Raw genomic sequence first — 27000 nt, 5'->3', positions numbered from 1 at the left:
AATGAAGTCGTTTTCATACTCCACCTTATTCCAAGTCGTTTTCTTTTTCCTTCTCCGCTTTCTCTTCTTCTAACAGTCTCAAGCGCTCTGCTTGCTCCTGCATTTTGAGGAATGATCCATAGAAGTTAAAGAATGACCATAACGCTATTAAAGTGATGATAAAAAAGAAAACCAACACTGGGTAGAGTGAAGCTATATACAATAGCAGTCCGCAGCCCAGTACAGTTGAAATCATCCGGAAAGGTCTAATGATTGTCAGAAGGATTGCATTCTTAATAATCATAAAAATACCCAAGTGATAATGAACAACCATCGAGAAGAAGTTAAACATAGAAACAAATAAAATAAGAAGCAGTAACAACATAACTCCGCCCACAAGTTGCAAGTTGTCCATGGTCATATACACTTTATAGTCGACCCACATCACAACAAATAATAATGTGTAGAATATTCCACCAATCATGCTTTGTTTATAATTTTCCTTGTATCCTGAAAAAAACGTTCGAAACACAGGAACATCCGCATCCCCCATAACCCACTTGCGTATGACAGCGTATAATGCCGAAATTGCCGGAAATAGTATGAACGGAGCTAGAATACCCAGAACCCAATTTAATAATAACTGATCGTCTGCCGTTGCTTGCGTTTGAAATAACATGAACTTGAGTATTAACACCAATACGAATGGTGATGAACAGATAAGCCACAGTATGTTAGTATACGCAATCCGTGTAATCCATTCCGTTAATTTGTAAATGCCTCCCATTGTGCCCTTGAATTCCAAAAATTCTCCCCCTCTATAATTATGCTTGTATATAATAATATAACGCATTTCCTATCGACAAAGCCAGTGCCTAATTTTCTTAATCATAGGTAGATGTCTAAACAAGCTTTAACCTATTGCATAGAATATCAAGTAAACCAAGTAATTTACAAATCAGAGGAGGTTTTTCACAATGTCTGGTCATATGGGATTTGGTGGTTTCACTTCAACAGGTGCAATTCTGGTATTGTTCATATTGTTGGTTATCATCACACGCGCATTCATTATCTAATTCTAAATTTCAGTGGGGTCATCCCTTATTTACTCATACAAAAAGGCAGAGTGTAGTTACACTCTGCCTTTTTGTTATAGTACACAAGCCTAATTGAATAATTATTCGAAAGAGCTATCTGGACGCTTCGCCGGACGAGTGCTACTGCTACTACTTGGACGAGGTTTATTCGTACGTGCAGAAGAATCACGAGAAGCTCCACCATCTTTGTTGTAGCTGCTCTTACCTGCGTAACCACCACGGCTACCTCCACCACTACCACTGCTACTATCACGACGGTAGTTGCTTCCGCCAGTGCTTGAACCAGAGGAACTGCCGTTACGGGAACCATAACTGCTTGATGGCTTGCGGCCACTACGAATGTCTGGTTTACGACGTTTTGCGCGCATTGGATCTTCCGGTGTTAATTGGATATCTGAATCCTTTTTATCACCTGTCAGTAGTTTCATAGCTGCTGTTAGTAATTGAACTGAATCATATTGCTCCAACAATTGGATCGCGATTCCTTTATACTCGTTCAATTCACCGTTTCCTATCGTTTCAATCAATCTTTCTGCCGTAACTTTTTGTTTACCTTCAACAGCTTCGGCCATTGTCGGAAGTGCCTTACGAGTAATACGATGGCGTGTAACGCGCTCAATAAAGTGGAAATGATCCATTTCACGAGGAGTTACGAACGACCATGCCGTACCTTCTTTACCCGCACGACCTGTACGACCAATACGGTGTACATAGCTCTCAGGATCTTGAGGCAGATCGAAGTTAATAACATGCGTTACACCAGAAACATCGAGACCACGTGCTGCAACATCTGTCGCAACTAATACGTCAATACTTCCATCGCGGAATTTACGCATCACTGCATCACGTTGATTCTGCGACAAGTCACCATGCAATCCGTCAGCTGAATATCCGCGCTTTTGCAAAGCTTCAGACAATTCATCTACACGACGTTTTGTACGTCCGAATACAATCGCAAGATCAGGGGATTCCATATCAATAAGACGGCTAAGTGCTTCGAACTTTTGACGTTCCGGAACCTCAATATAGGCTTGATCAATAAGTGGACCTTGATCTACTTGTTTAGAGATAACGGAAATATGTTCCGGATTACGCAAGAACTGTTGCGCAAGCTTCTGAATGTTAGCTGGCATTGTTGCGGAGAAGAGCATCGTTTGACGTTCCTCAGGAACTAGCTTAAGAATGGATTGAATATCTTCCATGAAACCCATATCCAGCATTTCATCAGCTTCATCAAGTACAACGGTTTGGACATCATTCAAACGAATCGTTTTGCGATTAATATGATCCAATAGACGACCAGGTGTACCGATAATAATTTGAGGTTTGTTCTTTAGGGAACGAATTTGGCGGCTAATATCTTGGCCACCGTAAATTGCCAATGAACGAACTCCTGCAAAGCGGGCAAGTTTACCAATTTCTTCTGATACTTGAATAGCCAACTCACGTGTTGGAGCCATAATCAGCGCCATAATTCTGTCTTCATCTTTGCTGATTTTTGAAATCAACGGTATACCAAATGCTGCTGTTTTACCTGTACCTGTTTGTGCTTGACCGATTAAATCTCTTCCTGCTAAAGCAGGGGGAATAGCTTGAGCTTGAATGGGTGTAGCTTCTTCAAACCCAAGCTCCGTGATTGCTTGGAGAATTCTCGGATCCAAGTCAAATTCTGCAAATGTTTTCAAATATATTCATACTCCTTCTATAGAGTGGACATTCCACTTCATCATAAGTGGACATTCCACATTCTTGTCTGTATTCTTAAGTAGCGGCATACAGTTATAGGGTAGCCATACATGCCATAAAATATTGCATGAACAAAATGTTCATGCTTTAAGTCGGGATATTTAACCATTCTAATGACTAATGGGTTATTATTTTACCGAAAGAAAATCGAAAATAATACTATTGTACAACCCTACTCAAGAACATCCAATACATTATATCACATAACGAATTGCGATTACTACTACAGTTAGCAAGTTTATATAAATTTTTGTATCAACAAGACAATTAAAGGTGGTTTTATTTTGTTCGAAAAATGTTGGAATGCGTTTGTTATCATTCTTGGTGCCGCTATCATAGCATGCGGTTTTAATTTATTTCTTATTCCGCATCAACTTCTTAGCGGCGGTGTATCTGGCTTATCTTTACTCATTAGCTATTTCAGTGACTTTAGTGTCAGTACTATGTATTTGCTAATTAATATCCCTATGCTAATCCTCGGCTGGTTCAAGCTTGGAAAGAAGTTTATAAGTTTAAGCATTCTTTCCGTTATCGCTACCACATGGTTCATTGCTGTGATCCCTGTCCAAACAATCGCAACAGATATACTTCTTGCTAGCGTATTCGGTGGTGTATTAGTCGGAATCGGTGCCGGAGTATCATTCCGTATTGGAGGATCATCTGGAGGGTTTGACATCATTGGCTCGTTAATTACACGTTATCGTGATTTCCCAGTGGGTACTATCCTTGTTGGAATGAACGCTTTGGTCATTCTTGCTGCAGGATACTTAAATGACAATTGGAATATCGCCTTAGCTTCTATGGCTTCAATTTACATAACCGGTAAAGTTCTGGATCTGATTCATATCAGTCACATAAAGGTAACCGTATATATCATTACTAACCAAACCGAAGAACTCCTTTCTAAATTGCTAGAAATCCCCCGGGGTGTCACCAAAATCAAAACGGAAGGTGCTTATTCTCACGAACCGAGAGATATGCTAATGACGGTCACCACTCGCTATGAACTAGCAGAACTTAAGAGCATTATTAAAAAGGCTGATCCACAAGCATTTGTTAATATTGTTGATACCGTAGGCGTGATGGGTTCATTCCGCAGAAGATAATTATCGAGGATAACAGTGTCATACCATCCATATTATGATATATTAAAGGTGCGCGGTTCCCATTTCTTTGCCATAAGATTTAGCCTCACTCTTAATGCTCAGGCACTAAAGACTTTTCCGATTCGCTACTCTAGAAATTTTGGTGGTAAAGAATTCGAAGGAGGAAGGGTGATCTTTATGGAAATGGAATCGGTAAAACTATCTGAAATTGTATTGCGTTGGTATCCCGATATGATGCCTTTCCTGAAGCAGAATGAACTGAATTTACTCATTATGCTTAGAGATGGAATCAGCATCCTTGAACCACATGATGCCATGGAGATTATCCAATTCAGTATTTGCGAACATCAGAACTTAGCGCATCTTCATTAACCAAAGGGCTATACCGATTACCGTGCCGTCTTCTCCTCCTTACTGGCGGGGAAGGCGGCATTTTCCATATATAATGACACATGAATTACTCCAGAAGGAAAATACTTAAAGGGAGTATTCAAAAAAAATGACTTTTTGAACATCCTCTTAAAGTCCAAGTTCAAAAAATTATCTTTTCAGCACCGAGAAGATTGGATGAAAATGGGGAGTGAGGAGCGGAGCGTAGGCAGTACCTACGTGAGCACCGGAAGGACCGGCTGAATTCAATATTCGATGTCGAATACACTTCTTGTTATACTTCGTGATCAAAAGATAACTTTTTGAATATCCTCTTAAAATGTTACAAAGCTGTCCTTTCAATTCTTCATTGATTCTATATAATTACAAAGAGACCGCACCTTATAAGGGAGAGAATAAAATGAACATCATCTGGGCATTATTGCTACTCGTACTAGGAAGTACAACAGGAAATCAGACAGACGATCACAACACGATAAACACTCTGCAATCATCCATTCATTCAGCTATCACATCTTCTCAACAAAAAGACTCTGAAACTACAATGGGTAATATTCCACTAGATCCGTCGATCAAGACCGATCCCCAGTTGGATGCTCCCATTGTTAAAGGGATTTACGTAACAGCACATAGTGCTGGAGGGGCACGCATGACCGAGCTTCTAGATCTCCTTGATTCAACAGAACTCAATGCCATGGTTATAGATATTAAGGATGATGCTGGATACATAACGTATAAAACAGATAATCCACTCCTTCAAATGAACGGCAATCTTAAGTCATATATTGGTGATATCCAACTACTAATGGAGCGTCTACAAAAACATGATGTCTATCCGATTGCACGTATTGTTGTATTTAAGGATACATTCCTTGCTATGAAGCAGCCAGAGCTATCTTTCGTTAACAAGGATGGAACACTGTGGAAGAATGGAAATGGCGACGGATTTGTAAATCCCTACAGCAAGGAAGTTTGGGATTACAACATTGAACTTGCAAAAGAGGTAGCGAAGCTGGGTTTCAAAGAAATACAATTCGACTATGTTCGTTTCCCTGAAGGATTTGATAAGCGAGCTGATATTTTGAAATATATCAAAAGCGACTCCTCCCGTGTAGATATTGTCTCTGACTTCGTACAATACGCACGTCAAGAGCTAGCCCCACTCGGAATTCGTGTATCGGTTGATATTTTTGGGTATGCCGCTTCGGTTCCAGCAGCCGAAGGTATTGGACAGGATATGGTCAAAATTTCAGAGAATGTAGATGTTATAGCCCCTATGGTATACCCAAGTCATTACTCTACAGGATGGTACGGAGCGACTAATCCAGATAAAGAACCGTACAACGTAATCAAAGGCTCTATGGTTGATACTCATAAAAAATTAGACCCACTAGGAGATCAGAAACCGATCATACGTCCTTGGATCCAAGATTTCACTGCTAGTTGGCTTGGTAGTGGACATTACACTAAGTATGGTAAGAAAGAAGTAGAGGATCAAATTCGGGCATTGAAAGATATGGATGTTCATGAGTATCTGCTCTGGAATGCTAATAATCGCTACAGCAAAGGTGTCATCTACAAATAAACATGAAAACTACGACAACTATAACAGAAAAATTCAAACAGTTTCTAGCTATATTACTTCCTATTCTAATTACACAGATTTCATTATCAGCTATCACCTTTTTTGATACGAATATGTCGGGTAAGTCAAGCTCTATTGATCTTGCAGGAGTTGCCATAGGATCTAGTCTGTGGGTTCCCATTCAAGTGGGACTTACTGGGATTCTGATAGGTCTTACCCCCATTGTATCGCAGTTAATTGGCAACAATCAGAAGAACAAAGTGTCCTATTACGTCGTACAAGCACTATGGTTATCCCTTCTCCTGGCATTGCTCGTTCTACTTATTGGAGGAATTGTAGTTCCCCCGATATTAGATGCCATGAGATTGGATATCAATGTCCGCACTATCGCCTATCAGTTCCTACTAGGTATCTCCATCGGCGTAATTCCTTTGTTCGGATACACCGTATTACGTAGCTTAATGGATTCACTCGGTGAGACACGAATTTCGATGACAATTACCCTTATTTCCTTACCCATTAATATTAGTCTTAATTACTTATTAATATTCGGCAATTGGGGTTTCCCGCGTTTAGGAGGAGCAGGTGCTGGAATAGCCTCTGGTATAACTTACTGGTGTATTTTCATTATTGCGATATGGTTTGTTCAACGACGACAGTCATTTGCAATTTTGGGTATATTTCAGACATTCCATAAGATCTCTTTAACAGCATGGAGAACGCTACTCAAGATCGGCGTGCCCATCGGCCTCTCTATCTTCTTGGAAACAGCTGTATTTGCGGCTGTTACGCTGTTGATGACTCAATTCGATACATCTACGATCGCCGCACATCAGGCAGCTTTAAACTTTGCAACAACGCTATACATGATTCCACTTAGCATTTGTATGAGTCTTACGATATTAATCGGTTTCGAAAAAGGAGCCGGTCGGAATAAAGATGCCAAGCAGTATGCCATTATTGGAATAAGTTCCGCCATTGCTTTGTCTCTACTAACAGCTATTATACTTATCTTCGCAAGTAGACAGGTCGCTTCACTCTATTCGAATGAGATACAGATTATCGAACTCATTCAGCATTTTCTTGTCTATGCTATTTTCTTTCAAATTTCCGATGCCATTGCTACACCTACACAAGGTGCACTTCGTGGTTACAAGGATGTCAATGCTTCCTTTATTATTGCACTGGTTTCCTTTTGGGTTATTGGACTTCCCAGCGGATATGTACTGGCTAATTTCACTTCACTTGGAGCCGATGGTTATTGGATTGGCTTAATAGCCGGATTAGCTATTGGGGCTACCCTTCTGCTGAGACGTCTCTTCCGTATCCAACGAGACCTCGTAATAATATGAAATAGGGGGTGTCTCAAGCCATTGTTCATGGCTTTGAAGACACCCCCTATCTTTATAAAGTTCATTCATTATTGAGACAGTCGTGCTGCCAATTCATACAATTCCATATTGAAATCTTTCTTACTGTTAACGACCTTGTCAATATCGGTCAGCACTAACTCATTTTTAATGATTCCACAAGCTTTATCCGATTCACCTTTAATGAGCATCCGTACCGCGAAATCACCTAAACGACTTGCAAGATTTCTGTCTGCTGGCGTTGGTGTACCCCCACGTTGAATATGACCTAGCACAGTTACTCGTGGCTCCAATGAAGGGCAACGTTCAACCAGTTGTCTAGCGACATCTTCCCCACTACCGGCACCTTCAGCAACGACTACGATGCTATGACGTTTACCGTGAGCGAAATTCTGCTCCATGCGATCCGCTATTTCATTCATATCGTAAGAAACCTCAGGTACAAGAATGGTCTCTGCGCCTGATGCTAGCCCAGCGTATAATGCAATATCGCCACAGTGTCTACCCATAACTTCTACGATCGATGAACGCTCGTGAGACGACATCGTGTCTCTAAGTTTATTAATCGCATCCACGACAATACTTACGGCAGTATCAAATCCTATTGTGAAATCCGTAAAAGAAACATCATTATCAATCGTCCCCGGCAAGGCCATCGTATTAATTCCCAACTTACTTAACTTATTAGCGCCATGGTAAGACCCATCGCCACCGATGACTACTAGACCGTCAATTCCGTGCTTACGCAAAATTTCCGCACCTTTTTGTTGACCTTCTAGAGTCGTAAACTCTTTACATCGTGCAGACTGAAGAACGGTTCCCCCGCGCTGAATAATATCTCCCACGCTCCGTAGATCCATGGAGAATATATCATCATTGAGAAGTCCTTGGAACCCTCTTTGAATACCATATACCTCCAAACCATAGTACAATCCACTCCGAACTACAGAACGAACCGCTGCATTCATGCCTTGAGAATCTCCACCACTTGTTAATACTGCTATTTTTTTGACTGACATGATCTTTTTCCTCCTTATTTATCACTTGTACCAATATTTACGAATCCATCGGCTATTGATGAAGAAGAAGATCCTGGTAAGCGGGCTCCCTTTCATCAAATGCTTTGAAGCAGTAACGACTTCCTGTTGCTCACTAACTTTCGGATCGGATAAATAGATGGCCAATAAACCCTCAATGATCATTCGATGAAATGAAGTCGACGGGATTGTAATAACGTCTTTTCTTGCAGACTCCACAATCATAGTAATTCGTTGCAACATCGTTTCGGAATCATTATAATAGTTGCAAAAATTAAGATCCCCGCCCAAGCGATCTTCTTCCTGATCAATCAAATAATCCAACAAAATATGTAGACAACATAAATGTGGGAAATAAGATTTATGAATAGAAGCCGCTTCATCACCGGATAACCCTTCATTCGATGCAGCAAGAAATAACATATATACTGCTAAGGTAGATCCCGTAGCAGCAGCAAATTCTTGCCACTCCAAATGGGGTGCTCTATACCTTTCCGATGACCACCAATCCAGTAGTGCCTCTTCTCTTAGCTGCGGATCAATATGCTTATATACCTGCAGATCCGTATACAGACTAACCAGATCCTTTATGTACGGCTTCGCAGCACTATAACCTGGAAGCATTCGAATGCAAGTCTGACAGGTCTCAACTAATCTAGATAGATAACCACCATCATCCACTTCCTGATGCATAGCATAATAATCGCATTGTTCTGCTTGAGGATCAACCGCATCCAGCATGGACTGATGCAACAATCTGAAGTCCTCTGGATCCATGGACGTACTTCGATCACATAAATTATCAAGATAATCACTAATAGTTTGATAAGAGACGATGAGACGAATTAAAACGTTCCTATCCGGCAGACCAATGGCTGCATAAACAGCACCACCTTGACAATGAAATTGTTTCGTATCGATGCTGGCAAGTGCCTGCGTCCGTAACTCTGGATCCGGGATTTCGATAGCTATCTCGCGCCAAGCGCCTAATTCTCTGCGCACTTCCGGCAAAATATGTTTATATACCCGGCTCATGAGACTTAATGGATTACGAGGAACTTGATTTAGGTGTTGCACATTATCATTCACTGACGGGTGCCTCCACATGATTGTCTACTTATTCCTGACCAAATTATTATTATTATAATATGTACCCACCTTTTGTACAAATAAACTAAGTCACGTTTCTTAACTATTCTACATTAGTATGAAGAAACATGTCGAAATCAGACCAATTCACATCCGTATCCCATTCCATATGATATACTATCATTACCGTATAACCTTAAACTAATAAGGAGTTTTTAATCCATGACTATAGATGACTCACTCACTTGGAGAAAATTATTCAGCTTTTTCCTCCCTCTTGGCGTAGCCGCATCACTAGTGACCATTTCACATGTCATTATCAATGGGACACTAGCTCAAGCCGCGAATCCCGAAACCGTCATTGCTAGTTATGCCATCGCATTAAGCTTTTTAACCATTACAGAGCGTCCATCCTCTTTATTGAGGCAGACGTGCTCAGCACTAGTCAGAGATAGAATATCATTTAAAGCCTTGACCTATGTAACCAAAGTCTTTTTAGCATTTGTCATGCTTGTAGGCTTTCTAATCGTATACACACCTGTTGGTCATGGCATATTCAAATATTTATTTGGAGTAGATTCTAGCCTATTGTCTTCTGTCATCGATGTCTACCAGATCCTCATGTTTGTTAGCATCTTTTCTGTCATTCGCAATATATATCAAGGTGTCATCATTAGTCATAATCGCACGAAATGGTTAACGATTGGTATGATCTTCCGTCTCGCTGTTATGTATGCACTTTCCCTATATTTCGTTATTTCTGACAATATTACAAGTGGACGTGTTGGTGCAATTATATTCTTATCAGGGATGATCATAGAAGCAGCAGTAAGTTATTGGGAAGGGAACAACATCGCACGTAACATGCCGCTCAAACAAATAGATCATGAAGTTGAATCGAAGGCTGATGTATTCTCGTTCTATAAACCTTTATTGCTATCCTCCTTCGTCGCTATGTTTATTGGTCCGATGATTAATATCATGCTTGGAAAAACGACTGGTATACTCTTGTCGATATCTGCCTTTGCCGTTGCTAGTAGCCTGATGCAATTAATGCTGAGTTTCTTCACTTATATTCATCAGATTGTGTTGAACTTTTACAATATTAATGCTCCTCTGGTCAAAAGGTTCGCGCTCAGCATCGGGTTTATCCCTTTCGCGCTACTTGTAAGTGTCGCTTACACACCACTTGGCCCATGGGTACTAGAACATATGATGAACGTTAATGGACAATTGTTAAATGAGAGTCTACTTACGTTACGTGCCTTCGCACTATATACACTAGTCATGCCCTGGCTTGACTATGGGAATGGCTTAATACTTCTTCGAGGTCAGACAAAAGCCATGTTCCGTTCCCAGACTGCAAACGCCGTTTGTACAATCATATTCTTAGTTATCCTAATACTCATTTCGCCCGGATGGAACGGAATGGTTGGTGCGCTCTCCCAGTCCTTTGGACTGCTAGCTGAATTGGCGATTGTTTGGATCGTTATTCGTCGCACAAACAAAGAACCTTTGCTTGAACAAAGACAGCAGACTCAGAAGGAACATTTATAATCGTAAGAACAATTGTCTGAGAAGTTTGTTAAACACTTACACCTGATGATTTTTAAATGACTTGTACGTACACCTTACAAGTAAAGCAGAAATAACTATAGCAGTTATTGCCATCATAATGGGTTGCAACAAGCGTGTACCAAATAGATTATAGAACACACCTAACTCGAAATGTTCGTATGCATTCATGATGTTGACAGGGAACAATGACATGATTTTTTCAGCTAGATCAGATACACTCGCCAAGTCAATCATGGGAATATAAAGTGCCAATGCTGAAAGAATGACGCAGATAAACGGATTTTTTCCTTTGGATGATATAAATAGCGTCATAGCAGCGATAAAGATTAAACCAATATAACTTAAACCTAAGACTGACAAATTCAAACCTACAAAGGTTAGATTGTAAGGTGATTGGTAATAAAGTAAATCAAGCTGAACATCGCTATTGTACCCAGTTAATCCATAAACAGCAGCATATAAACCGAAATTGATTGCCGCAAATAAGAGATAAGCAGCTGTTGTGAATAATAATGAGCTGACGAATTTAGCTACAATTAACTTATTTTTCCCGTGTTTCGTCGGCAATATAATGGCATCCGTATGGTTACTGTATTCCTGAGAAAAGACTGGCGACAGACCGATGACAATCACTGCACTTAAAATGATTGCAACAAGCGAAGATAAATTTCGACTGAGGCGTTCCCATCCGAAATAATAGTCATAATAATAGGGCTTGTTAACTTGCTGATACATACTGAGGAGTTTACTCATCTCTTTATCTATCAAAGCTGGACTTTGCGCGCCTCTAAACTGTGCTGGCCTATTCTCATAAATCTCATTCAGGTCACCAGCCTCAAGTTCAGATATGATCTTAGGGATTCGAACGATTAACCCAAGATGGCTACCAAGCAATTCGTATTTGCCGAATTCACTTACGTACACTTCATCCTTCAGCCTCATCACAGGTATTTTCTCAATTCGATCCTCTGAATATCCCAATCCCCTCATTGCATTCTTTTTTTCTGCTAATGCCTCTTCAGGTATTTCCTCCAAATTTTCAGGGTTATTTTCAATAGCCGCTCGTTCTGCTTCCCGTTTGTTAATATACTCATCCGTCAAATATCCCTTTAGCGCTTCCATTGCATCCCGATCAGAGCTGATTGCCTCGAGTCCATGAAGCGTTTGAATATCGGAACTGTAGTGTTTTTCACTAATCACACTAAAAACAAAAAATAATATACTTAGAAGGATCGCTCCTAATAAAGCTACAACCGTCATACGTCTACCCATTATTTTCTTTAGTTCAAAAGAGATTAAACTTCTCATGTTACTAGCTCCTCCTCGAAATAATACAAATATAAATCCTCAAGGTTTGGAGGTGTATTCACTGCACCATCGCAAGGCTTTGTCTCTGCGATAATCCGCAAGTTAACCTGATTACCAATATTTTTTAAATTGCTAACTGTGTATGTTTTATTCAAATATTCGGCTTCCTTATCGGATACGGTACATTCCCAAACAAAACCTTCTATACTTTTTGTAATTTGAGTCACATCGCCCTTGTTTAATAATTGGCCACTTTTCATCACAATGATCTCATCAGCAATATATTCGACATCGGATACAATATGGGTAGATAAGATAACAATTCTGTCTTTTCCAAACTTACTAATTAGGTTTCTGAATCGAACTCTTTCCTTTGGATCAAGACCTGCGGTCGGTTCATCAAGTATTAAAATTTTCGGGTCATTAAGCATCGCTTGAGCAATGCCTAATCGTTGCTTCATCCCTCCAGAAAAGCTTTTAATCTTTTTATTTTTTTCTTTCGTAAGATTTACAGTTTCGAGCAGTTCCAAACTTTTTTCTTTCGCTTTGAAATGGGGCAATCCTTTTAACGAAGCAAAATACATTAAGAAATCGTATGCTTTAAAATCAGGATAGTATCCAAAATGTTGCGGTAAATATCCCAATATATCCCGATACTCTTCACCCAGTTTTGTAATATTTACGTTGTTATATTCTACTCCACCCGATGTTGGTTGTAAGATGTCACAAATCATTCTCATCAGAGTTGTCTTCCCAGATCCGTTCGCACCAAGCAAGCCATAAATACCTGGTTGTAACACAATTGAAAACGTATCTACAGCAATCGTATCGCCATAATGCTTAGTAAGTTTGTCTATCGTAAGTTCCATTCTAATTTCTCTCCTTCTTGAAATGACTTAAACATATTCATAATTTCATACGCTAAGACAGCGGTTGATATTATAAACAGTGTGATCCAAATAAAAGTAGATGTTAATGTAAATAGCTCACTGTATACTGCAAGTATTCCAACTCCTAAAGCCATAAATATTCCTGCTGTTAAACAAATAATTGTCGCTGAGTTACCTCGAATTCTCCTTAAAATCGTTAAATAAATACTGCTTGCCAGATTAAACGGTACAAGTATGTACAAGATAACGTTGATAAGGCTCAATTCATAAAAAGCACTCGTAATGATCACCATGATGGTGATAGCAAACAAATCCAGAGTACCAATGATCATAAGACGAATGGCAATCAACTTTTGGAGATTAAATTTGCAGGTAGCTTCCATCTCCCACACATGATGATTAAAACTTTTGGCAAGTTCAGGTATGACCACAAGAGCTATAATGGGGGATGACACGGAAAGTGTGGCGATTACTGACTGATATACATTTTGGGTACTATTTGAAATTAGCAAAAACCCCGAAACGATAAGAAGTAGTGTAGCTTGGATGACCCATAAATAAGGAGAAATATATTTAATCTGACCTACAAGTATCTCTCTAAATGACATTTTGTATTTGATACCTATTCTTTCGAACTCCCCTTTAGCAAGACGAACCGTATCATCAATCAGTGAATCCGATATCTCTGGAATAGCGTAGTTTCTCAACGTATTTTTGATTCTTTTATCCTTCAAAATATATCCTCCTTCCTTATGATCTTCTTGAGCTTATCCAATCCCTGCTTTAATCTTGATTTTGTCGTAGCGAGACTTGATTTGGTTATCTCGGCAATATCCCTTACCTTCATATCATGATAAAATCTAAGAATAACTACATCCTTTTGTGTATCAGGTAAAACATTTAAAGCTTGTATGACAATTTCCGACTGTTCTACATTAGTCAAATTTTCATCGTTTACTGGTACATCAAAACCCTCATCAAATGGAATGACATCCCTTTTCTTTCTGTAATCATCATTACAAACATTTCTTGCTATCGTAAAAAGATAATTTTTAAATTTCCCATTATGAACATAGCTATGAATGTAATGAACAAGTTTTAAAAATACTTCTTGGGTAAGATCAGCGGCAATATTGGAATTCGCTGTTTTTCTGTAGCAAAACGTATAAATATCCTTGTAATATTTCCGAATTAATACATCAAGTAATTCGCTGTTTCCCTGTTGTATCTGTTTTATGAGTTTTTTATCATCCAATGATTACCGCCTCCATTCAAAAAGCTCCCTCCTCCATTTTTGAGTCTTACAACTAGATTAACGTTCTAACAGATAAAAAGGATTTAACTAAGCTTTATTTATTTTTTGAGAGAAAAAAAACACTGCATCCTCGTAACTCCAAGGTGCAGTGCATTTATGGTTTGGGTAAGCTGGTTTGTTATCCGATACGTTCTATTTCATCTTCACTAATCTCGAAGTTTGTATACACATCTTGAACATCATCATTGTCTTCAAAGATATCCATCATTCGTAGTAGCTTCTCTGCATTCTCACCTTCAACATCAATCGTGTTCTGGGGAATCCATCTTACTTCAGAACTACTAAATTCAAGGTCTTCTTCTTCCAATAGCCTTTTGATCGTTTCAAATTCATGCGGATGAGTTAACACCTCAAAACTGTCATCATTCGTTATGACATCTTCAGCACCAGCTTCAATGGCCTGAAGCATCAATGTATCCTCATCCAAATCTTCATATTTCTCACGATCAATAATAAGCATACCTTTTTGATCGAACATATAAGAAACACAACCAGACTCGCCCATGTTTCCTCCAAGCTTATTAAATATGGATCTTACATCCGCAGCCGTACGATTGCGGTTATCTGTCAGACATTTCACCATGATAGCTACACCACCAGGGCCATAACCTTCATAGTAAATTTCGTCGTATTCTACATTATCACTATTACCGGAGGCTTTCTTAATCGCACGTTCAATGTTATCGACAGGCATGTTAATCTGCCGTGCATTCGCGATAGCCGTCTTTAGACCGAAATTCGCATCTGGATTAGGTCCGCCTTTACGAGCTTGTACATAGATTTCCCGGCCAAGCTTCACAAATTTATTATTTTTAGCCTGATCTGCTTTCCCTTTACGATCTTTAAATAACTTAAACTTCATAACGGAGCGCTCCCTATAAGTGTATGTTCAAAAAGTCAGTTTTTCAGCACCGAGAAGATTGAATGAAGATAGGGAGTGAGGAGCGGAGCGTAGGCAGTACCTACGTGAGCACCGGAGGGACCGGCTGAATTCAATCTTCGATGTCGAATACGCCCCCTGCTAACCTTCGTGATCAAAAGATGACTTTTTGAACAACCTCTATAAAATTGATTATTTCATAGCTACTAGTGTATCATTCTAACGCTAATTCGGTCAAAGGCATGAATATGATTATTTGACATACATTTAAGCAAGCAGAAATGGCTATGCCGTCCTCTTTCAAGGAGTTTATGCTTTCTTACATATTTAATAAAAAACAGATCCAAACACCATTAGAATACATGAATTTTATTATTTTTGTACAATAAGCATCCTTTTCTCCGTTTTTATTTGCTTTTATAAGTGCGTCTGCGTTATCATTTTATCAAAAGAGCAAACGGAGAAATGTGAATATGATAAAAAAACATGAAATATACAAAAAAGACAATTGGAATATGATGACCGTCGAAGTTCAAGGAAAGTATCTCGTACTTCGTGAAATCTCCGATCAATGGGGAGAAGAAACTCAAACTTTTCTAAGTCGGCCTGCTTTGATGAATTGGGCAAATAATCGTTTTCCCAAAGAAGAGTATATCGGTAATGAAGACGAATGGCGTACGATCATAGCGGCCTTCAAAGGAGTTTAATTTACAATGGACTCAAGTAGCACTCTAATCTTTACCATTTGCGCTTTTGCTCTTGGTATTGCCCTTATCATGGGCAAGAATTCCGTCCCACCACCATTAAAGCGTTGGATGGCTCTTACCGCCATCGTTATGATCCTTATTTCTTTTTTCTTAATCGTCATTAGTTTTATAAATATGGGTTCCTAAGTTTGATGGGAGATTTGTAATAATACGTGTAGGGCTGGATATACTAAGGGTTAATTGTATATGCAAAGGAGGTACACCTTTGGTCATCTTAACCAAAACTGTATCGCTTGTACTCACTCTTAGTATATTGTCCACTCCCTTTTCCACCCCCATCACTGCATCACAAGGAACCCAACCTTTATTCTCAAATCACGTGAGGAGGATTCCCATGGATCAATTATTGAACCGTTCAGAAGTATCTGAGGACCATCAATGGAACCTGCAAGATTTGTATGCTGACCAATCGAATTGGGACCAAGCTTACGCCGACGTTCAAAAGAAACTATCCACTGTAACAAACTTAGAAGGAAAGTTAAATACGGTTAAGTCCGTGAAAGAATGCTTTACACTTGAAGATGATATTTCTAATCATGTCGAGCGTCTATATGTATATGCTCATATGCATCATGATGAGGACACAACCAATCCTACATATCAAGCACTAACCCAAAAGGCTAAAAAGTTAAGTGTCGACGCGAATGAGGCTCTTTCTTTTGTGACACCAGAAATTCTGTCTCTCCCAGATGATAAACTAGACGCCTTCATTGCGGATTCAGCCCTATCTGACTTCAAATTCACTCTGCAAGAAATGAAACGTGAAAAGGCTCATGTTCTAACGAAGACTGAAGAAGCTCTGTTAGCTCAGGTAGGCAACTTATCTCAAGCTCCGCAAACGATCTTCGGTATGATTAACAATGCAGATATGAAATTCCCTAAGATCAAAGATGAGAATGGTAAAGAAGTTGAACTGACTCATGGTAGCTACATTCAGTATCTAGAGAGCCCTAATCGTGAAGTTCGCAGTCGTGCTTTCAAAGCAGTCTATGAAACTTATGCTAAACAGAAGAACACTATTGCCGCAACGCTAAGCGCTAACGTCAATAAGAATATTTTCTACTCACGTGTGCGTAAATACCCTTCTGTACTTGATATGTCCCTGTATGGCGACAACATTCCGAAGGAAGTGTACACCAATCTAATCGATACGATTCATGAGAGTTTGCCTTTACTTCATCGTTACATGAAACTTCGTAAGAAACTGCTCGGGGTCGATGAATTACACATGTACGATCTCTTCGCTCCTCTTGTAGATGAATACAAGATGGACATTACCTATGAAGAAGCAAAGAAAACCATTAAGGATGGCTTGAAACCACTTGGTGAAGATTATCTAAGTGCTTTGCAGACAGGTTATGATCAAGGATGGATTGATATCTACGAGAATGAGGGGAAACGAACTGGCGCATATAGCTGGGGAGCTTATGGTACACACCCTTACGTCCTCTTGAATCATAAAGATAATCTTAATAGTATGTTCACACTAGCTCATGAGATGGGTCATGCATTACATTCATACTATTCTGATAATGCGTTGAAGTATCGTGATGCACAATATACTATTTTCTTGGCGGAAGTGGCTTCTACTACGAATGAGGCGCTGTTGATGGATTACTTATTGAAGAAATCAACTGATCCTAAAGAAAAAATGTATCTTCTTACTTATTATGCGGATCAATTCCGCACAACGGTATTTAGACAAACGATGTTTGCAGAATTCGAGAAATTAATCCATGAACATGCTGAACAAGGTGAATCCCTTACTCCGCAAGCACTCTCGGATATCTACTATGAATTGAATCTCAAATATCATGGTCCGGATATGACAGTCGACAAAGATATTGGGATGGAATGGGCACGTATTCCACATTTCTATAACAGCTTTTATGTATACAAGTATGCTACTGGCTTCTCAGCAGCGACTAGCTTCTCCAAACAAATCTTGGAGGAAGGTCAGCCAGCAGTTGATCGTTATCTAGGATTCCTTAAGAGTGGGGGAAGCGACTACTCCATTAATATTCTAAGTAAAGCGGGCGTGGATATGTCTTCACCACAACCGATCCGAGATGCTATGGGCGTATTCGAACAATTAATAACTCAAATGGAGCAACTAACCAAGTAATATGTAAGACTATTATAAAATCCCTTGTCCATTTGGTCAGGGGATTTTATAATGTGATTAAAGTGCGAGTTCAAAAGATGACTTTTTGAACAACCTCTTGAAAGGAGATGTCTATATGAAAATGCAATGGTCATTGATCGCTGGACTTGTATTTGCCCTATTAACTGCCTTATTTGCTGTCATTAATGTGAATCCTGTTCATGTAAACTTTTATTTCAGCGAGGTAAGTATCCCACTCATTCTGCTAATACTGGGCTGTACGCTTATCGGAGGTATAATAGTTGGTTCCTATGGTATTTACAGGCAATATAAGCTACAGAAAGAAATAAAACGTCTATCTACCCAACTGGAGCTAGTCATTAAAGAAACTGGTTATTTACCACCTATCGAGCCCAATTCAGCACCCAGCACGGAAGATTTTAAGGAGGTAGACCCCGTTGTCAATCCAACCAAATGAGACATATATTATAAATTTTCTTCAAAAGTTACTTAACACACCAAGTCCTAGCGGATTCACGGCTCATGTCATGAAATGGATTGAGGAAGAAGCCAAAGCCCTTGAGGTTCCCCTGACATGGAATCAGAAGGGCGGTGCTATCTTAACCGTCCAAGGACATAACAATAGCCGTACAATAGGCCTCAGCGCACATGTAGACACTTTAGGCGCTATGGTTCGAGCTATTAAGCCTGAAGGTACACTTCGGCTCTCTTTAGTCGGTGGATTCATGCTGCAGGCTATTGAGAATGAATACTGTACCATACATACGCGTAGTGGTAAGAACTATACCGGAACTATTCTAAGTACCCATCCTTCCGTCCATGTCTACAGCGATGCTCGTGAATTCAAGCGTCTAGAAGAACATATGGAAGTGCGTATTGATGAGCTTGTAGAATGTAAAGATGATGTCAAGAAATTAGGAATCTCCGTCGGTGATTTCATATCCTTTGATCCAAGAGCCATCGTTACGGACAGTGGATATATTAAATCACGTCATCTCGACGATAAGGCCAGTGTTGCTGCGCTTTTCGGTCTGCTCGAATCTATGAAGCGTGAAAGCTGGAAACCACGTACTACACTAAAGATTCTGATCTCCAATTACGAAGAGGTCGGGCACGGTGCTTCCTCCATACCTGATGATATCGAGGAGCTGATTGCAGTTGATATGGGCTGCATTGGCGATGATCTCAGTTGTAAGGAAACGGATGTATCCATATGTGCAAAAGACTCATCCGGACCCTACGATTACGATATGACAAGCCGTCTCATCTCATTAGCCGAATCAGAGAACATTCCGTATGCCGTCGATGTATATCCGTATTATGGATCTGATGCCTCTGCTGCGCTTAGAGCAGGCAACAATATTCGTGCCGCTCTTATTGGTCCAGGTGTTCATGCCTCTCATGCTATGGAACGTACACATAAGCAAGCTATCTTCAATACGACAAAGTTGCTTGCAGCTTATTTACAGCAGTAATCGTTTTTTTCACAAGCAGAGTATCAAGTAAAACTTATACTTTCTTATCTTTAAATAAAAGGCACAGTGCTTTGAATTACGCACTGTGCCTTTTTTGTTGCATCTATCTAAGATTTCTTACTCTTACATATTCTCTGCTAATTCATTCAAATACGTCCAACGCTCCATCAGATGTTCAAGTCCTTGCTGTGCTTCCTCAAGCTTATGCATAAGCTCCTGTAGCCGCGCAGAATCATTAAAGGATTGTTCCATCTGTTTGTTTATATCCACTATATTCTGTTCAGCAGCCTGAATTAGACTATCGATCTGCTCATATTCCCGCTGTTCTTTGAAGCTGAACTTAATCTTCTCACGAGAAGATTCGGCTTCGCTTTCCTTTTTGGAAACAATACTTGGTTTGTGTACTGGTTCTGCAGGTTGATCATCGCGCTGACGATCCGGTCCTTTGGAAACATTCTTAGTCATCCATTCCTCATATTCACTATAGGAACCTACATGAACTCTAAGGTTTCCTTCCCCTTCAAACGCAATAATCTTATCTACCGTCCGATCCAAAAAGTACCGATCATGCGATACTGCAAATACCACGCCAGGAAACTCATCTAAATATTGTTCCAAGACAGCCAATGTCTGAATATCAAGATCATTGGTAGGCTCATCAAGCAACAGAACATTTGGTGCTCCCATGAGTACTCTCAGTAGATAAAGACGTCGTTTCTCCCCACCAGATAATTTGGAGATTGGCGTCCATTGAAGTGTAGGAGGAAACAAAAACCGTTCCAGCATTTGTCCGGCTGTAATGGTACTTCCATCTGCCGTGGTAATAATTTCCGCTACTTCTTTAATATATTCAATAACACGCTGTTTCTCATTCATCTCTTGATGCTCTTGAGTGAAGTAACCAATATTTACGGTAGTGCCCAAACTTATCTCTCCGCCATCCGGCTGGAGTCTACTAGCTATGAGATTAAGTAGCGTGGACTTCCCAGTACCGTTCGGTCCGACAATACCCACCCGATCTTCAGGCACAGCAATATAACTGAAATCCTGAATAAGAACGGTATCATCATTTGTTTTGTGTAGATGATCTATCTCTAGAATTTTACGTCCAAGACGGCTCGACGCCACCGACATATCCATCGCTCCAGCTCGCTGTATCCCTTGCTGATCTTTCATTTCTTCATAGCGATCAATCCGTGCCTTCTGTTTGGTAGATCTCGCCTTAGGTCCCTTACGCATCCAAGCAAGCTCACTCCGAAGTAGATTCTGTCTCTTATGCTCTGTAGATGCCTCTCTATCTTCGCGATCTGCTTTCAATTCTAAGAATGCTGAATAATTGGCTTGATATCGAAATAACCGTCCATAGTCAAGCTCCAACATGACATTTGCCACTCGATCGAGGAAATACCGGTCATGGGTAATCATGAGTAATGCACCACGCCGCTTCTGTAAATATTGCTCAAGCCATGCAACAGAATCCGTGTCGATATGATTCGTAGGCTCATCTAGAATTAACAACTCGCAAGGTTGGATTAGGGCGTTAGCCAATGCTACACGCTTCCGTTGCCCACCAGACAGCGTTCCCATCAAGTCCTCAAACTGTGTAATTCCGAGTTTATTCAGAATAATCTTCGCTTCACTTTCAAGATTCCAAGCCTGTAGTGTATCCATCTCTTGATTTAGATCCAACAGTCTTTCTAACACCTTCTCATTTGAAGGATCAAGATCTAATAAGTCCATCGTTACTGTATAGTCACGTACGACTTTCATTTGCGGATCATTTCCTTGGAATACTTGCTGTAAAACGGTCATTTCCGGATCATAATCAGGATTCTGCGCTAGTGTTCTAATTCTAACACCATTCCCAATAGAGATTTGGCCTTCATCTGGCTTCTCTAACCCGGCAATTATACGTAAGAAAGTTGATTTCCCCGTTCCGTTCACACCAACGATCCCAATTTTATCCTGATCTTCCATACCGAAAGAAGCATCTTTAAATAGTACCTTTTCTCCATAACTTTTACTTATATGTTCTACCGTTAATATATTCATCTCTAATTTTCCCTACTAACTTTTCTTATTTGGTTGGCAATCATTTGATTATAGCATGAATGCTACTATCGCTCCAACGATAGAGCTCGACATATTTACGGCATCATTGTTCATTCTGATCCAACCACGAATTCTCTTCGTAGTCTGCTCACAGTGATGCAACGCTTCCACCTCTTTACCACAAACAGGGCACTGATACATAACTTGAATCGTGGCACCTAATATCGAATCTGTAAACGCCCCTGCTAATCCAGCAATAAGACCTATTAATACCCAATTCAGAAGCGACTGCAATTGAAAGTCCCATGCCAATAGCGCTTCAAAGATCCATGCGAATCCCCCAATCATAGCTCCACCCGTTGCCGCAGCCGCACTTCCAAGGATGGATACTCCACCCGATGTCCCAACTGTTAATACTTTACCATTCAAGACCGAACGTGGAGGCTTGGTGCTTAAGCTACCTATCTCCGTTGCCCAAGTATCTGCTGTCACCGTTGCCATGATGCCTATAAATAGAATTCCCCATTCTGGATGAGGCCATATGGCATTCAGAATGCATAGGAGCATTCCGAGACCACCGTTTGCTAGCACTTGTCCTGCATCACGCCGCCCAGTCTTCGCGTAAGACTTCTCCATCTCCGCCTTATGACTGTGGCGAAACTTGGATATCACAGAAGAGGAACCAAAGAATACAAGGAGAATTCCGAACCAGAATAGCCCTCCTTCAGCGAAGTAAACAGTCCCCATGATGGTAGCTGCCGCCGCACCTGAACCTGAGAGTGATTTCTTCCGATATGCTGCCGTAGACACCATTAATGCGCACACAACGCCTATAATCCACATCATCTGTTATGCAATGACACAGCTTCCAAGCTGGTTATCTCCCCACAAGAGTTCAAATTCATCACCTGAAGATACCGATCCAACGCCTGCGGGAGTACCTGTGAAGATGATATCTCCTTTGCCTAGTCCATAATGTAAACCGATATAGTCTACAATTTGCTGCACAGAAAAGATCATATCACTCGCATTACCACGCTGTACTTCGACTTTATTCATAATAACCGTGAAATCTTGTGACACAAGCCCTTCTATCCCTGGAAAAGGAATGAATGATGTCAATGGTGCAGATGATTTGAATCCTTTAGCTGCTGTCCAAGGATGGCCCTTTTCCTTAATGACCTGTTGAACATCACGCAATGTGAAATCAATTCCTAATGCCATCACATCAACCAATTCATCCACCGTAATCCCTGCCTCATAATCCCGATTGATGTGAAACACCATTTCTCCTTCATAATGAACTGCACCTTGATCCTTTGGCAAAGCAATTACGCTTTTATCCAGTGGAACAATTGCATGAGAAGGTTTCATAAATATCATCGGTTCTTGCGGTATGTCATTTCCAAGCTCTGCTGCATGTAACCTGTAGTTACGGCCCACACAATAAACATTACGAATCATTGAATCCATCGGTTTATCAGTCCTTTATATCCATTATTTTATGCCAAAAGGTTAGTACTAATTATGATTTAGGCATGACGACGGTACCATCCTTATTTATTTTCACACCACCAATAGATAATTTCTCTATATCCTGAAACAGTTGTTGCCCTTCTGTATCAGACATGGGAACGGGTTGACCTACTTCAGTATGGAAAGGGATAAGTTTAATCTTGCAATCCCCCTTAGGAGTACAGGTGGTTGCGAATATAGCTGTCTTCCATGTAGAAGCGGTGCTCGATTTAGTAAATATGAAATTACCTGTACTATAAGCGATCCATTTGCCTTTATATTGCTCAAGTCCTTGAAGAACATGAGGATGTGCCCCAATCACGAGATCTGCCCCAGCATCTACGAATTGATGAGCCAACTCTGTCTGGTTCTTTATTGGTTGCAATTCTTTCTCTTTGCCCCAATGTGCCATCACGATAACGATATCTGCCTTCGTACGAGCGGTAGCAATAGATTTAAGGGCTTCGTCTGGATTATATACCGTAGCAACACCCGGTTTGCCTTTCCCAGCATGCCAATCTTTATCGGGTACAACACGGCTAACGGCAATAAGCGCAATCTTAACCCCTTGACGTGTGAAATATGTAGGTGCATACGCTTCATCCGCATTCTTACCCGCACCCGCATACTGAATCCCACTTTCCCCTAAATACTTCAATGTATCCAGCAGGCCAGGAACGCCTTGATCCAGTATGTGATTATTAGCAAGACCTACCGCATCCATTCCTGCCTTCTTTAGGGCATCTAGCGCCTTAGGTGAAGACTTGAATACATATTGTTTATTGATTGCTTCGACTCCAGATGTAGTTACTGGCGTCTCAAGATTAGCGATCGTTAAATCATCATTATGAAAAAGTTCACCCAAATGTTCAAAGGGATAGTCGTATCCTTTCTCTTTCAGCATGCCTTCTACTTTTCCTGCAAACATCATATCTCCTGCGAAATTGAACGTAAGAATACTATCTGAGTTCGCAATAATCTGGCTGGAATCATCCGACTCAATAGGAGCTTCAAGTTCGGCAGAATTATCAGGTTTAGTAGAATCCTTAGGTACGTTAGAATCATCAGGTTCAACAGGTTCATTAGCTTTGGTTACAGGTTTAGTTACGTCGGCTTTCTTTGGTGTCTCATTCTTACTTATTTGATCCTGCTCTACCGCTTTAGGAGTAGTGGGTTCAATCTCAGCACCAAGCTTATCAGCTTCAATAACAGGACTCTCTATTGCGATTGCTTCACTCTCTTTCGCTTGTTTCCCTTCTGTGATCCAATGATAGGACAATAGAACAACAATCATAGAAACAAGAAACGCATTAAGCAACACCCATGATTTTCTAAAACGCCTGTTCTTTTTCTTTCTAGTCGACCTATTTTTATTAGAACGTGATAATTGCATTATTTACTCCTTCTCACACAATATTAAATACTCACTTCTATGACTCTATTCAGTATATCAGGTTACGGCAAACAAATAGAACCCCCGAACGAATTCGGGAGTTCTTCTATCATATTTCGAGCTTACGACATATCGCTGGACTATTTTTCAAAAGAAGCCCGTACTGCATCACGTAGGGTCTCCATATAGAGAGGATCACTATTCAATGAATCTGTTCTCATTAGACGGATATCTAGCTCCTTCGAGATCGCTTGAGCTTCAATATCTAAGTCATATAGCACTTCCAAATGATCAGATACGAAGCCAACAGGGGCGACAAGCACATTCTTCACCTGTTCTTTACTGAGTTCTTGTAGTGTATCCAGAACATCAGGTCCAAGCCATGGCTCAGCTGTTCGTCCAGCACTTTGCCACGAGAACTGCCATTGCGTCACACCTGTCTGCTCAACAATCGCACGAGAGGTTTCCAACAATTGCTCTGGATATGGATCTCCCATTTCGAGTATCCGTTTCGGAAGACTGTGTGCGCTAAATAACACCATGACATCCTTACGGTTAGCACCAGCTTCCTCGAATTGATCCAGCTTCGCACTTACACGCTCACTAAGCGCCTGGATCAATTGCGGATGGACATGATAACTCTCTACGAAAGTCATTTCTATGCCTAGCTCCGTTGATTTTTCTTGAGCTCGTTTAATATAGCTCCCAACACTCATTACTGAATAATGAGGTGCCAATACGATCCCTACCGCTCGCTTGATCCCATCTTTAGCCATTTGCTCCACACCATCTTCTATCAAAGGCGCAGCATGCTTAAGTCCTTGGTAACATACATACTCAAACTCGGATTGATCTATACCTTGGTTAAGAATAGCTTGTAATTCTCTTACCTGTTGGTTAGTGTTCTCACGAAGGGGAAATACTCCACCTACAATTGCTTCATAACGACTCACTAAATCTTGAAGTTGCTCCGGAGTAGGAGGATGTCCTCTGCGGATATGCGTATAGTAAGCTTCAATTCCTTCTAGACTCTCTGGTGTTCCATATGACATAACCAATACGCCTACTTTGGATTTCACGAAATTACCACCTCAAACTCAGTATAGGTTTATATGACATTCTTTACTTTTTTAATTGAGAAGCAGAATATTCATGAACAAATTCTGTTAATTCACGAAGTTTATCAAGTGATGCTTCTGGGAATAATCCATGCCCTAAATTAAATATAAAGCCAGGTTCCTGTATTCCATCATCAATAATTTCTTTGGCATATTGTTTAATAACATCTATAGGTGCAGTTAATATATATGGATCTAAGTTTCCTTGCATAGCGAAGCGTCCATTCGTTCTTCGTCGTCCTTCAGAAATCGACACTCTCCAATCCAGACCCATCACATCAGACTGAATATTGGTGAGCGTAGGTAAGAGTTCCCCTGAACTTACGCCTGGAAAATAAATCTTGGGTACATTCAAATCGGATAGTTCGGAAAAGATACGAGTAATCGTTGGAAGCACAAACTTTTCGAAATCCTTCGGAGACAATGCCCCCACCCAACTATCAAATAATTGAAAAGCCTTACCGCCATTAGCAATATGGGCTCTTACATATGTAATGACCATATCTCCCAGCTTGTCCATCAGTGTATTCCAAAGATGCGGCTCATTATACATCAAAGTCTTGGTAAGAATATAACTTTTGGATGGTCTGCCTTCAATTAAATAGCTGGCTATTGTGAAAGGTGCTCCTGCAAAAGTGATCAGAGGAACTTTCAATGCTTTATCCAGAATTCGGATGGTCTCCATGATATGGCTCAGATCCTTGTCCACATCAATGGGACGAAGACGTTCAATATCTGCTGCCGTTCGTATAGGATTGTTTATAACTGGACCTATATTCTTAACAATATCGAAATCAATTCCGAGTGAAGCTACAGGATTCATAATGTCAGAGTAAAGAATAGCGGCATCAACGCCTAGCTTCTTTACAGGCATTAATGTGATTTCAGCTGCCAGCTCCGGTTGACGACAAATTTCAAGAAGGCTATATTTCTCTTTAATTTTACGATAATCAGGATCAGTTCGACCTGCTTGTCTCATGTACCATACGGGTACATGCTTCACTTCCTGCTTATAACAAGCTCTCGTGAATACGTCATTGTACGTCATCAGTTAGCCTCCAGTATAATAATTTCCCTACTTATTATTATGCCCTTTTTAAAAGTAAGTAACAACTGTCTCAAAGGCTAATGTCATGACAATACTATGACATTATTATCCGCTGATACATCGTTTTTTATGATATA

General features: G+C 40.3%; 26 protein-coding genes. 11 read left to right on the top strand and 15 right to left on the bottom strand.

All coding sequences use genetic code 11. The features are described 5' to 3' along the window. Nucleotides 1-25: 25 nt before the first annotated feature. The gene (locus ACP8HI_RS03570) at nucleotides 26-784 is read right to left on the bottom strand and encodes a YesL family protein (protein ID WP_438349767.1); all 759 of its coding nucleotides are present in this window, start codon (nucleotides 782-784) and stop codon (nucleotides 26-28) included. Between the two features lie 172 nt (nucleotides 785-956). Between ACP8HI_RS03570 and ACP8HI_RS03565 the strand changes: the two genes are divergently transcribed. Beyond that, entirely contained in the window at nucleotides 957-1055 is a 99-nt protein-coding gene (locus ACP8HI_RS03565) for a YjcZ family sporulation protein (protein WP_438349766.1), read from the top strand. Nucleotides 1056-1156: 101 nt separating this feature from the next. Here ACP8HI_RS03565 and ACP8HI_RS03560 read toward each other — a convergent pair whose 3' ends face one another. Then, nucleotides 1157-2761, bottom strand: coding sequence for a DEAD/DEAH box helicase (locus ACP8HI_RS03560; protein ID WP_438349765.1), 1605 nt, complete (start codon nucleotides 2759-2761; stop codon nucleotides 1157-1159). A gap of 345 nt (nucleotides 2762-3106) precedes the next feature. Here ACP8HI_RS03560 and ACP8HI_RS03555 point away from each other — a divergent pair, with 345 nt between their 5' ends. The 4 genes from ACP8HI_RS03555 (at nucleotide 3107) to ACP8HI_RS03540 (ending at nucleotide 7255) form a co-directional block, all read left to right on the top strand. Next, complete coding sequence (locus ACP8HI_RS03555; RefSeq protein WP_438349764.1) at nucleotides 3107-3928, top strand: YitT family protein; 822 nt, start codon at nucleotides 3107-3109, stop codon at nucleotides 3926-3928. A gap of 177 nt (nucleotides 3929-4105) precedes the next feature. Further along, nucleotides 4106-4300 (top strand): hypothetical protein, encoded by a 195-nt coding sequence (locus tag ACP8HI_RS03550; RefSeq protein ID WP_438349763.1) that lies wholly within the window; start codon nucleotides 4106-4108, stop codon nucleotides 4298-4300. A gap of 418 nt (nucleotides 4301-4718) precedes the next feature. After that, the gene (locus ACP8HI_RS03545; protein ID WP_438349762.1) at nucleotides 4719-5903 is read left to right on the top strand and encodes a putative glycoside hydrolase; all 1185 of its coding nucleotides are present in this window, start codon (nucleotides 4719-4721) and stop codon (nucleotides 5901-5903) included. A 2-nt stretch (nucleotides 5904-5905) separates the two neighbouring features. Further along, nucleotides 5906-7255, top strand: a complete 1350-nt coding sequence (locus ACP8HI_RS03540) for an MATE family efflux transporter (protein ID WP_438349761.1) — start codon at nucleotides 5906-5908, stop codon at nucleotides 7253-7255. Between the two features lie 68 nt (nucleotides 7256-7323). Here ACP8HI_RS03540 and pfkA read toward each other — a convergent pair whose 3' ends face one another. Both pfkA and ACP8HI_RS03530 read right to left on the bottom strand, forming a co-directional pair. Next, nucleotides 7324-8295 carry a 6-phosphofructokinase gene (gene pfkA / locus ACP8HI_RS03535; RefSeq protein ID WP_438351693.1) on the bottom strand — a complete coding sequence of 324 codons (972 nt, stop codon included), beginning with the start codon at nucleotides 8293-8295 and terminating at the stop codon, nucleotides 7324-7326. 18 nt (nucleotides 8296-8313) lie between these two features. Further along, nucleotides 8314-9417 (bottom strand): tetraprenyl-beta-curcumene synthase family protein, encoded by a 1104-nt coding sequence (locus tag ACP8HI_RS03530; RefSeq protein ID WP_438349760.1) that lies wholly within the window; start codon nucleotides 9415-9417, stop codon nucleotides 8314-8316. A gap of 204 nt (nucleotides 9418-9621) precedes the next feature. On the opposite strand from ACP8HI_RS03530, the gene ACP8HI_RS03525 reads away from it, so the two are divergent. Further along, nucleotides 9622-10956, top strand: a complete 1335-nt coding sequence (locus ACP8HI_RS03525) for a multi antimicrobial extrusion protein MatE (protein WP_438349759.1) — start codon at nucleotides 9622-9624, stop codon at nucleotides 10954-10956. 36 nt (nucleotides 10957-10992) lie between these two features. Here ACP8HI_RS03525 and ACP8HI_RS03520 read toward each other — a convergent pair whose 3' ends face one another. The 5 genes from ACP8HI_RS03520 to ACP8HI_RS03500 form a co-directional block, all read right to left on the bottom strand. Continuing rightward, complete coding sequence (locus ACP8HI_RS03520) at nucleotides 10993-12285, bottom strand: hypothetical protein (protein WP_438349758.1); 1293 nt, start codon at nucleotides 12283-12285, stop codon at nucleotides 10993-10995. Beyond that, on the bottom strand, nucleotides 12282-13154 hold the full coding sequence (locus tag ACP8HI_RS03515; protein WP_438349757.1) for an ABC transporter ATP-binding protein: 873 nt from the start codon (nucleotides 13152-13154) through the stop codon (nucleotides 12282-12284). Before ACP8HI_RS03515 ends, ACP8HI_RS03520 begins: the two co-directional genes overlap by 4 nt. Then, nucleotides 13139-13909: a hypothetical protein gene (locus ACP8HI_RS03510; RefSeq protein WP_438349756.1), complete on the bottom strand. Its 771-nt coding sequence runs from the start codon at nucleotides 13907-13909 to the stop codon at nucleotides 13139-13141. Before ACP8HI_RS03510 ends, ACP8HI_RS03515 begins: the two co-directional genes overlap by 16 nt. After that, the gene (locus ACP8HI_RS03505) at nucleotides 13906-14430 is read right to left on the bottom strand and encodes an RNA polymerase sigma factor (RefSeq protein ID WP_438349755.1); all 525 of its coding nucleotides are present in this window, start codon (nucleotides 14428-14430) and stop codon (nucleotides 13906-13908) included. The genes ACP8HI_RS03510 and ACP8HI_RS03505 overlap by 4 nt, the downstream gene beginning before the upstream one ends. 178 nt (nucleotides 14431-14608) lie before the next feature. Further along, the gene (locus ACP8HI_RS03500; protein WP_438349754.1) at nucleotides 14609-15352 is read right to left on the bottom strand and encodes a YebC/PmpR family DNA-binding transcriptional regulator; all 744 of its coding nucleotides are present in this window, start codon (nucleotides 15350-15352) and stop codon (nucleotides 14609-14611) included. A gap of 491 nt (nucleotides 15353-15843) precedes the next feature. Here ACP8HI_RS03500 and ACP8HI_RS03495 point away from each other — a divergent pair, with 491 nt between their 5' ends. The 5 genes from ACP8HI_RS03495 (at nucleotide 15844) to ACP8HI_RS03475 (ending at nucleotide 19737) form a co-directional block, all read left to right on the top strand. Further along, entirely contained in the window at nucleotides 15844-16077 is a 234-nt protein-coding gene (locus tag ACP8HI_RS03495; protein WP_438349753.1) for a hypothetical protein, read from the top strand. A 6-nt stretch (nucleotides 16078-16083) separates the two neighbouring features. Beyond that, nucleotides 16084-16263, top strand: a complete 180-nt coding sequence (locus ACP8HI_RS03490) for a hypothetical protein (RefSeq protein ID WP_438349752.1) — start codon at nucleotides 16084-16086, stop codon at nucleotides 16261-16263. 208 nt (nucleotides 16264-16471) lie between these two features. Next, complete coding sequence (gene pepF / locus ACP8HI_RS03485; protein ID WP_438349751.1) at nucleotides 16472-18262, top strand: oligoendopeptidase F; 1791 nt, start codon at nucleotides 16472-16474, stop codon at nucleotides 18260-18262. Nucleotides 18263-18377: 115 nt separating this feature from the next. Continuing rightward, entirely contained in the window at nucleotides 18378-18719 is a 342-nt protein-coding gene (locus ACP8HI_RS03480) for a LapA family protein (protein WP_438349750.1), read from the top strand. Next, nucleotides 18700-19737, top strand: a complete 1038-nt coding sequence (locus tag ACP8HI_RS03475; RefSeq protein WP_438349749.1) for a M42 family metallopeptidase — start codon at nucleotides 18700-18702, stop codon at nucleotides 19735-19737. Before ACP8HI_RS03480 ends, ACP8HI_RS03475 begins: the two co-directional genes overlap by 20 nt. Before the next feature lie 123 nt (nucleotides 19738-19860). Here ACP8HI_RS03475 and ACP8HI_RS03470 read toward each other — a convergent pair whose 3' ends face one another. The 6 genes from ACP8HI_RS03470 to hemE form a co-directional block, all read right to left on the bottom strand. Beyond that, nucleotides 19861-21789: an ABC-F family ATP-binding cassette domain-containing protein gene (locus tag ACP8HI_RS03470; RefSeq protein ID WP_438349748.1), complete on the bottom strand. Its 1929-nt coding sequence runs from the start codon at nucleotides 21787-21789 to the stop codon at nucleotides 19861-19863. Nucleotides 21790-21837: 48 nt separating this feature from the next. Beyond that, nucleotides 21838-22635: a DUF92 domain-containing protein gene (locus ACP8HI_RS03465; protein WP_438349747.1), complete on the bottom strand. Its 798-nt coding sequence runs from the start codon at nucleotides 22633-22635 to the stop codon at nucleotides 21838-21840. Nucleotides 22636-22638: 3 nt separating this feature from the next. Then, entirely contained in the window at nucleotides 22639-23262 is a 624-nt protein-coding gene (locus ACP8HI_RS03460) for a fumarylacetoacetate hydrolase family protein (RefSeq protein WP_438349746.1), read from the bottom strand. 52 nt (nucleotides 23263-23314) lie between these two features. Continuing rightward, nucleotides 23315-24697, bottom strand: a complete 1383-nt coding sequence (locus ACP8HI_RS03455) for a CapA family protein (protein WP_438349745.1) — start codon at nucleotides 24695-24697, stop codon at nucleotides 23315-23317. A gap of 140 nt (nucleotides 24698-24837) precedes the next feature. Then, the gene (hemH, locus tag ACP8HI_RS03450; RefSeq protein ID WP_438349744.1) at nucleotides 24838-25776 is read right to left on the bottom strand and encodes a ferrochelatase; all 939 of its coding nucleotides are present in this window, start codon (nucleotides 25774-25776) and stop codon (nucleotides 24838-24840) included. A 43-nt stretch (nucleotides 25777-25819) separates the two neighbouring features. Beyond that, complete coding sequence (hemE, locus tag ACP8HI_RS03445; protein WP_438349743.1) at nucleotides 25820-26863, bottom strand: uroporphyrinogen decarboxylase; 1044 nt, start codon at nucleotides 26861-26863, stop codon at nucleotides 25820-25822. Nucleotides 26864-27000 lie beyond the last annotated feature (137 nt).

Origin of the sequence: Paenibacillus sp. FA6, from assembly GCF_051550225.1 — a bacterium.
GTDB lineage: Bacteria > Bacillota > Bacilli > Paenibacillales > Paenibacillaceae > Paenibacillus_AQ.
The sequence above is the reverse complement of the archived record's forward strand: the minus strand, read 5'-3'. Positions and strand labels throughout refer to the sequence as shown.

What these genes read in the sequence shown, in the direction of transcription:
- hemE (WP_438349743.1), bottom strand. Translation starts at nt 26,863, where the DNA reads ATGACGTACAATGACGTATTCACGAGAGCTTGTTATAAGCAGGAAGTG.
- ACP8HI_RS03480 (WP_438349750.1), top strand. Translation starts at nt 18,378, where the DNA reads ATGAAAATGCAATGGTCATTGATCGCTGGACTTGTATTTGCCCTATTA.
- pepF (WP_438349751.1), top strand. Translation starts at nt 16,472, where the DNA reads ATGGATCAATTATTGAACCGTTCAGAAGTATCTGAGGACCATCAATGG.
- ACP8HI_RS03545 (WP_438349762.1), top strand. Translation starts at nt 4,719, where the DNA reads ATGAACATCATCTGGGCATTATTGCTACTCGTACTAGGAAGTACAACA.
- ACP8HI_RS03465 (WP_438349747.1), bottom strand. Translation starts at nt 22,635, where the DNA reads ATGATGTGGATTATAGGCGTTGTGTGCGCATTAATGGTGTCTACGGCA.
- ACP8HI_RS03520 (WP_438349758.1), bottom strand. Translation starts at nt 12,285, where the DNA reads ATGAGAAGTTTAATCTCTTTTGAACTAAAGAAAATAATGGGTAGACGT.
- ACP8HI_RS03455 (WP_438349745.1), bottom strand. Translation starts at nt 24,697, where the DNA reads ATGCAATTATCACGTTCTAATAAAAATAGGTCGACTAGAAAGAAAAAG.
- ACP8HI_RS03540 (WP_438349761.1), top strand. Translation starts at nt 5,906, where the DNA reads ATGAAAACTACGACAACTATAACAGAAAAATTCAAACAGTTTCTAGCT.
- ACP8HI_RS03550 (WP_438349763.1), top strand. Translation starts at nt 4,106, where the DNA reads ATGGAAATGGAATCGGTAAAACTATCTGAAATTGTATTGCGTTGGTAT.
- ACP8HI_RS03565 (WP_438349766.1), top strand. Translation starts at nt 957, where the DNA reads ATGTCTGGTCATATGGGATTTGGTGGTTTCACTTCAACAGGTGCAATT.
- ACP8HI_RS03515 (WP_438349757.1), bottom strand. Translation starts at nt 13,154, where the DNA reads ATGGAACTTACGATAGACAAACTTACTAAGCATTATGGCGATACGATT.
- ACP8HI_RS03525 (WP_438349759.1), top strand. Translation starts at nt 9,622, where the DNA reads ATGACTATAGATGACTCACTCACTTGGAGAAAATTATTCAGCTTTTTC.
- ACP8HI_RS03460 (WP_438349746.1), bottom strand. Translation starts at nt 23,262, where the DNA reads ATGGATTCAATGATTCGTAATGTTTATTGTGTGGGCCGTAACTACAGG.
- ACP8HI_RS03495 (WP_438349753.1), top strand. Translation starts at nt 15,844, where the DNA reads ATGATAAAAAAACATGAAATATACAAAAAAGACAATTGGAATATGATG.
- ACP8HI_RS03470 (WP_438349748.1), bottom strand. Translation starts at nt 21,789, where the DNA reads ATGAATATATTAACGGTAGAACATATAAGTAAAAGTTATGGAGAAAAG.
- ACP8HI_RS03500 (WP_438349754.1), bottom strand. Translation starts at nt 15,352, where the DNA reads ATGAAGTTTAAGTTATTTAAAGATCGTAAAGGGAAAGCAGATCAGGCT.
- ACP8HI_RS03530 (WP_438349760.1), bottom strand. Translation starts at nt 9,417, where the DNA reads ATGTGGAGGCACCCGTCAGTGAATGATAATGTGCAACACCTAAATCAA.
- ACP8HI_RS03490 (WP_438349752.1), top strand. Translation starts at nt 16,084, where the DNA reads ATGGACTCAAGTAGCACTCTAATCTTTACCATTTGCGCTTTTGCTCTT.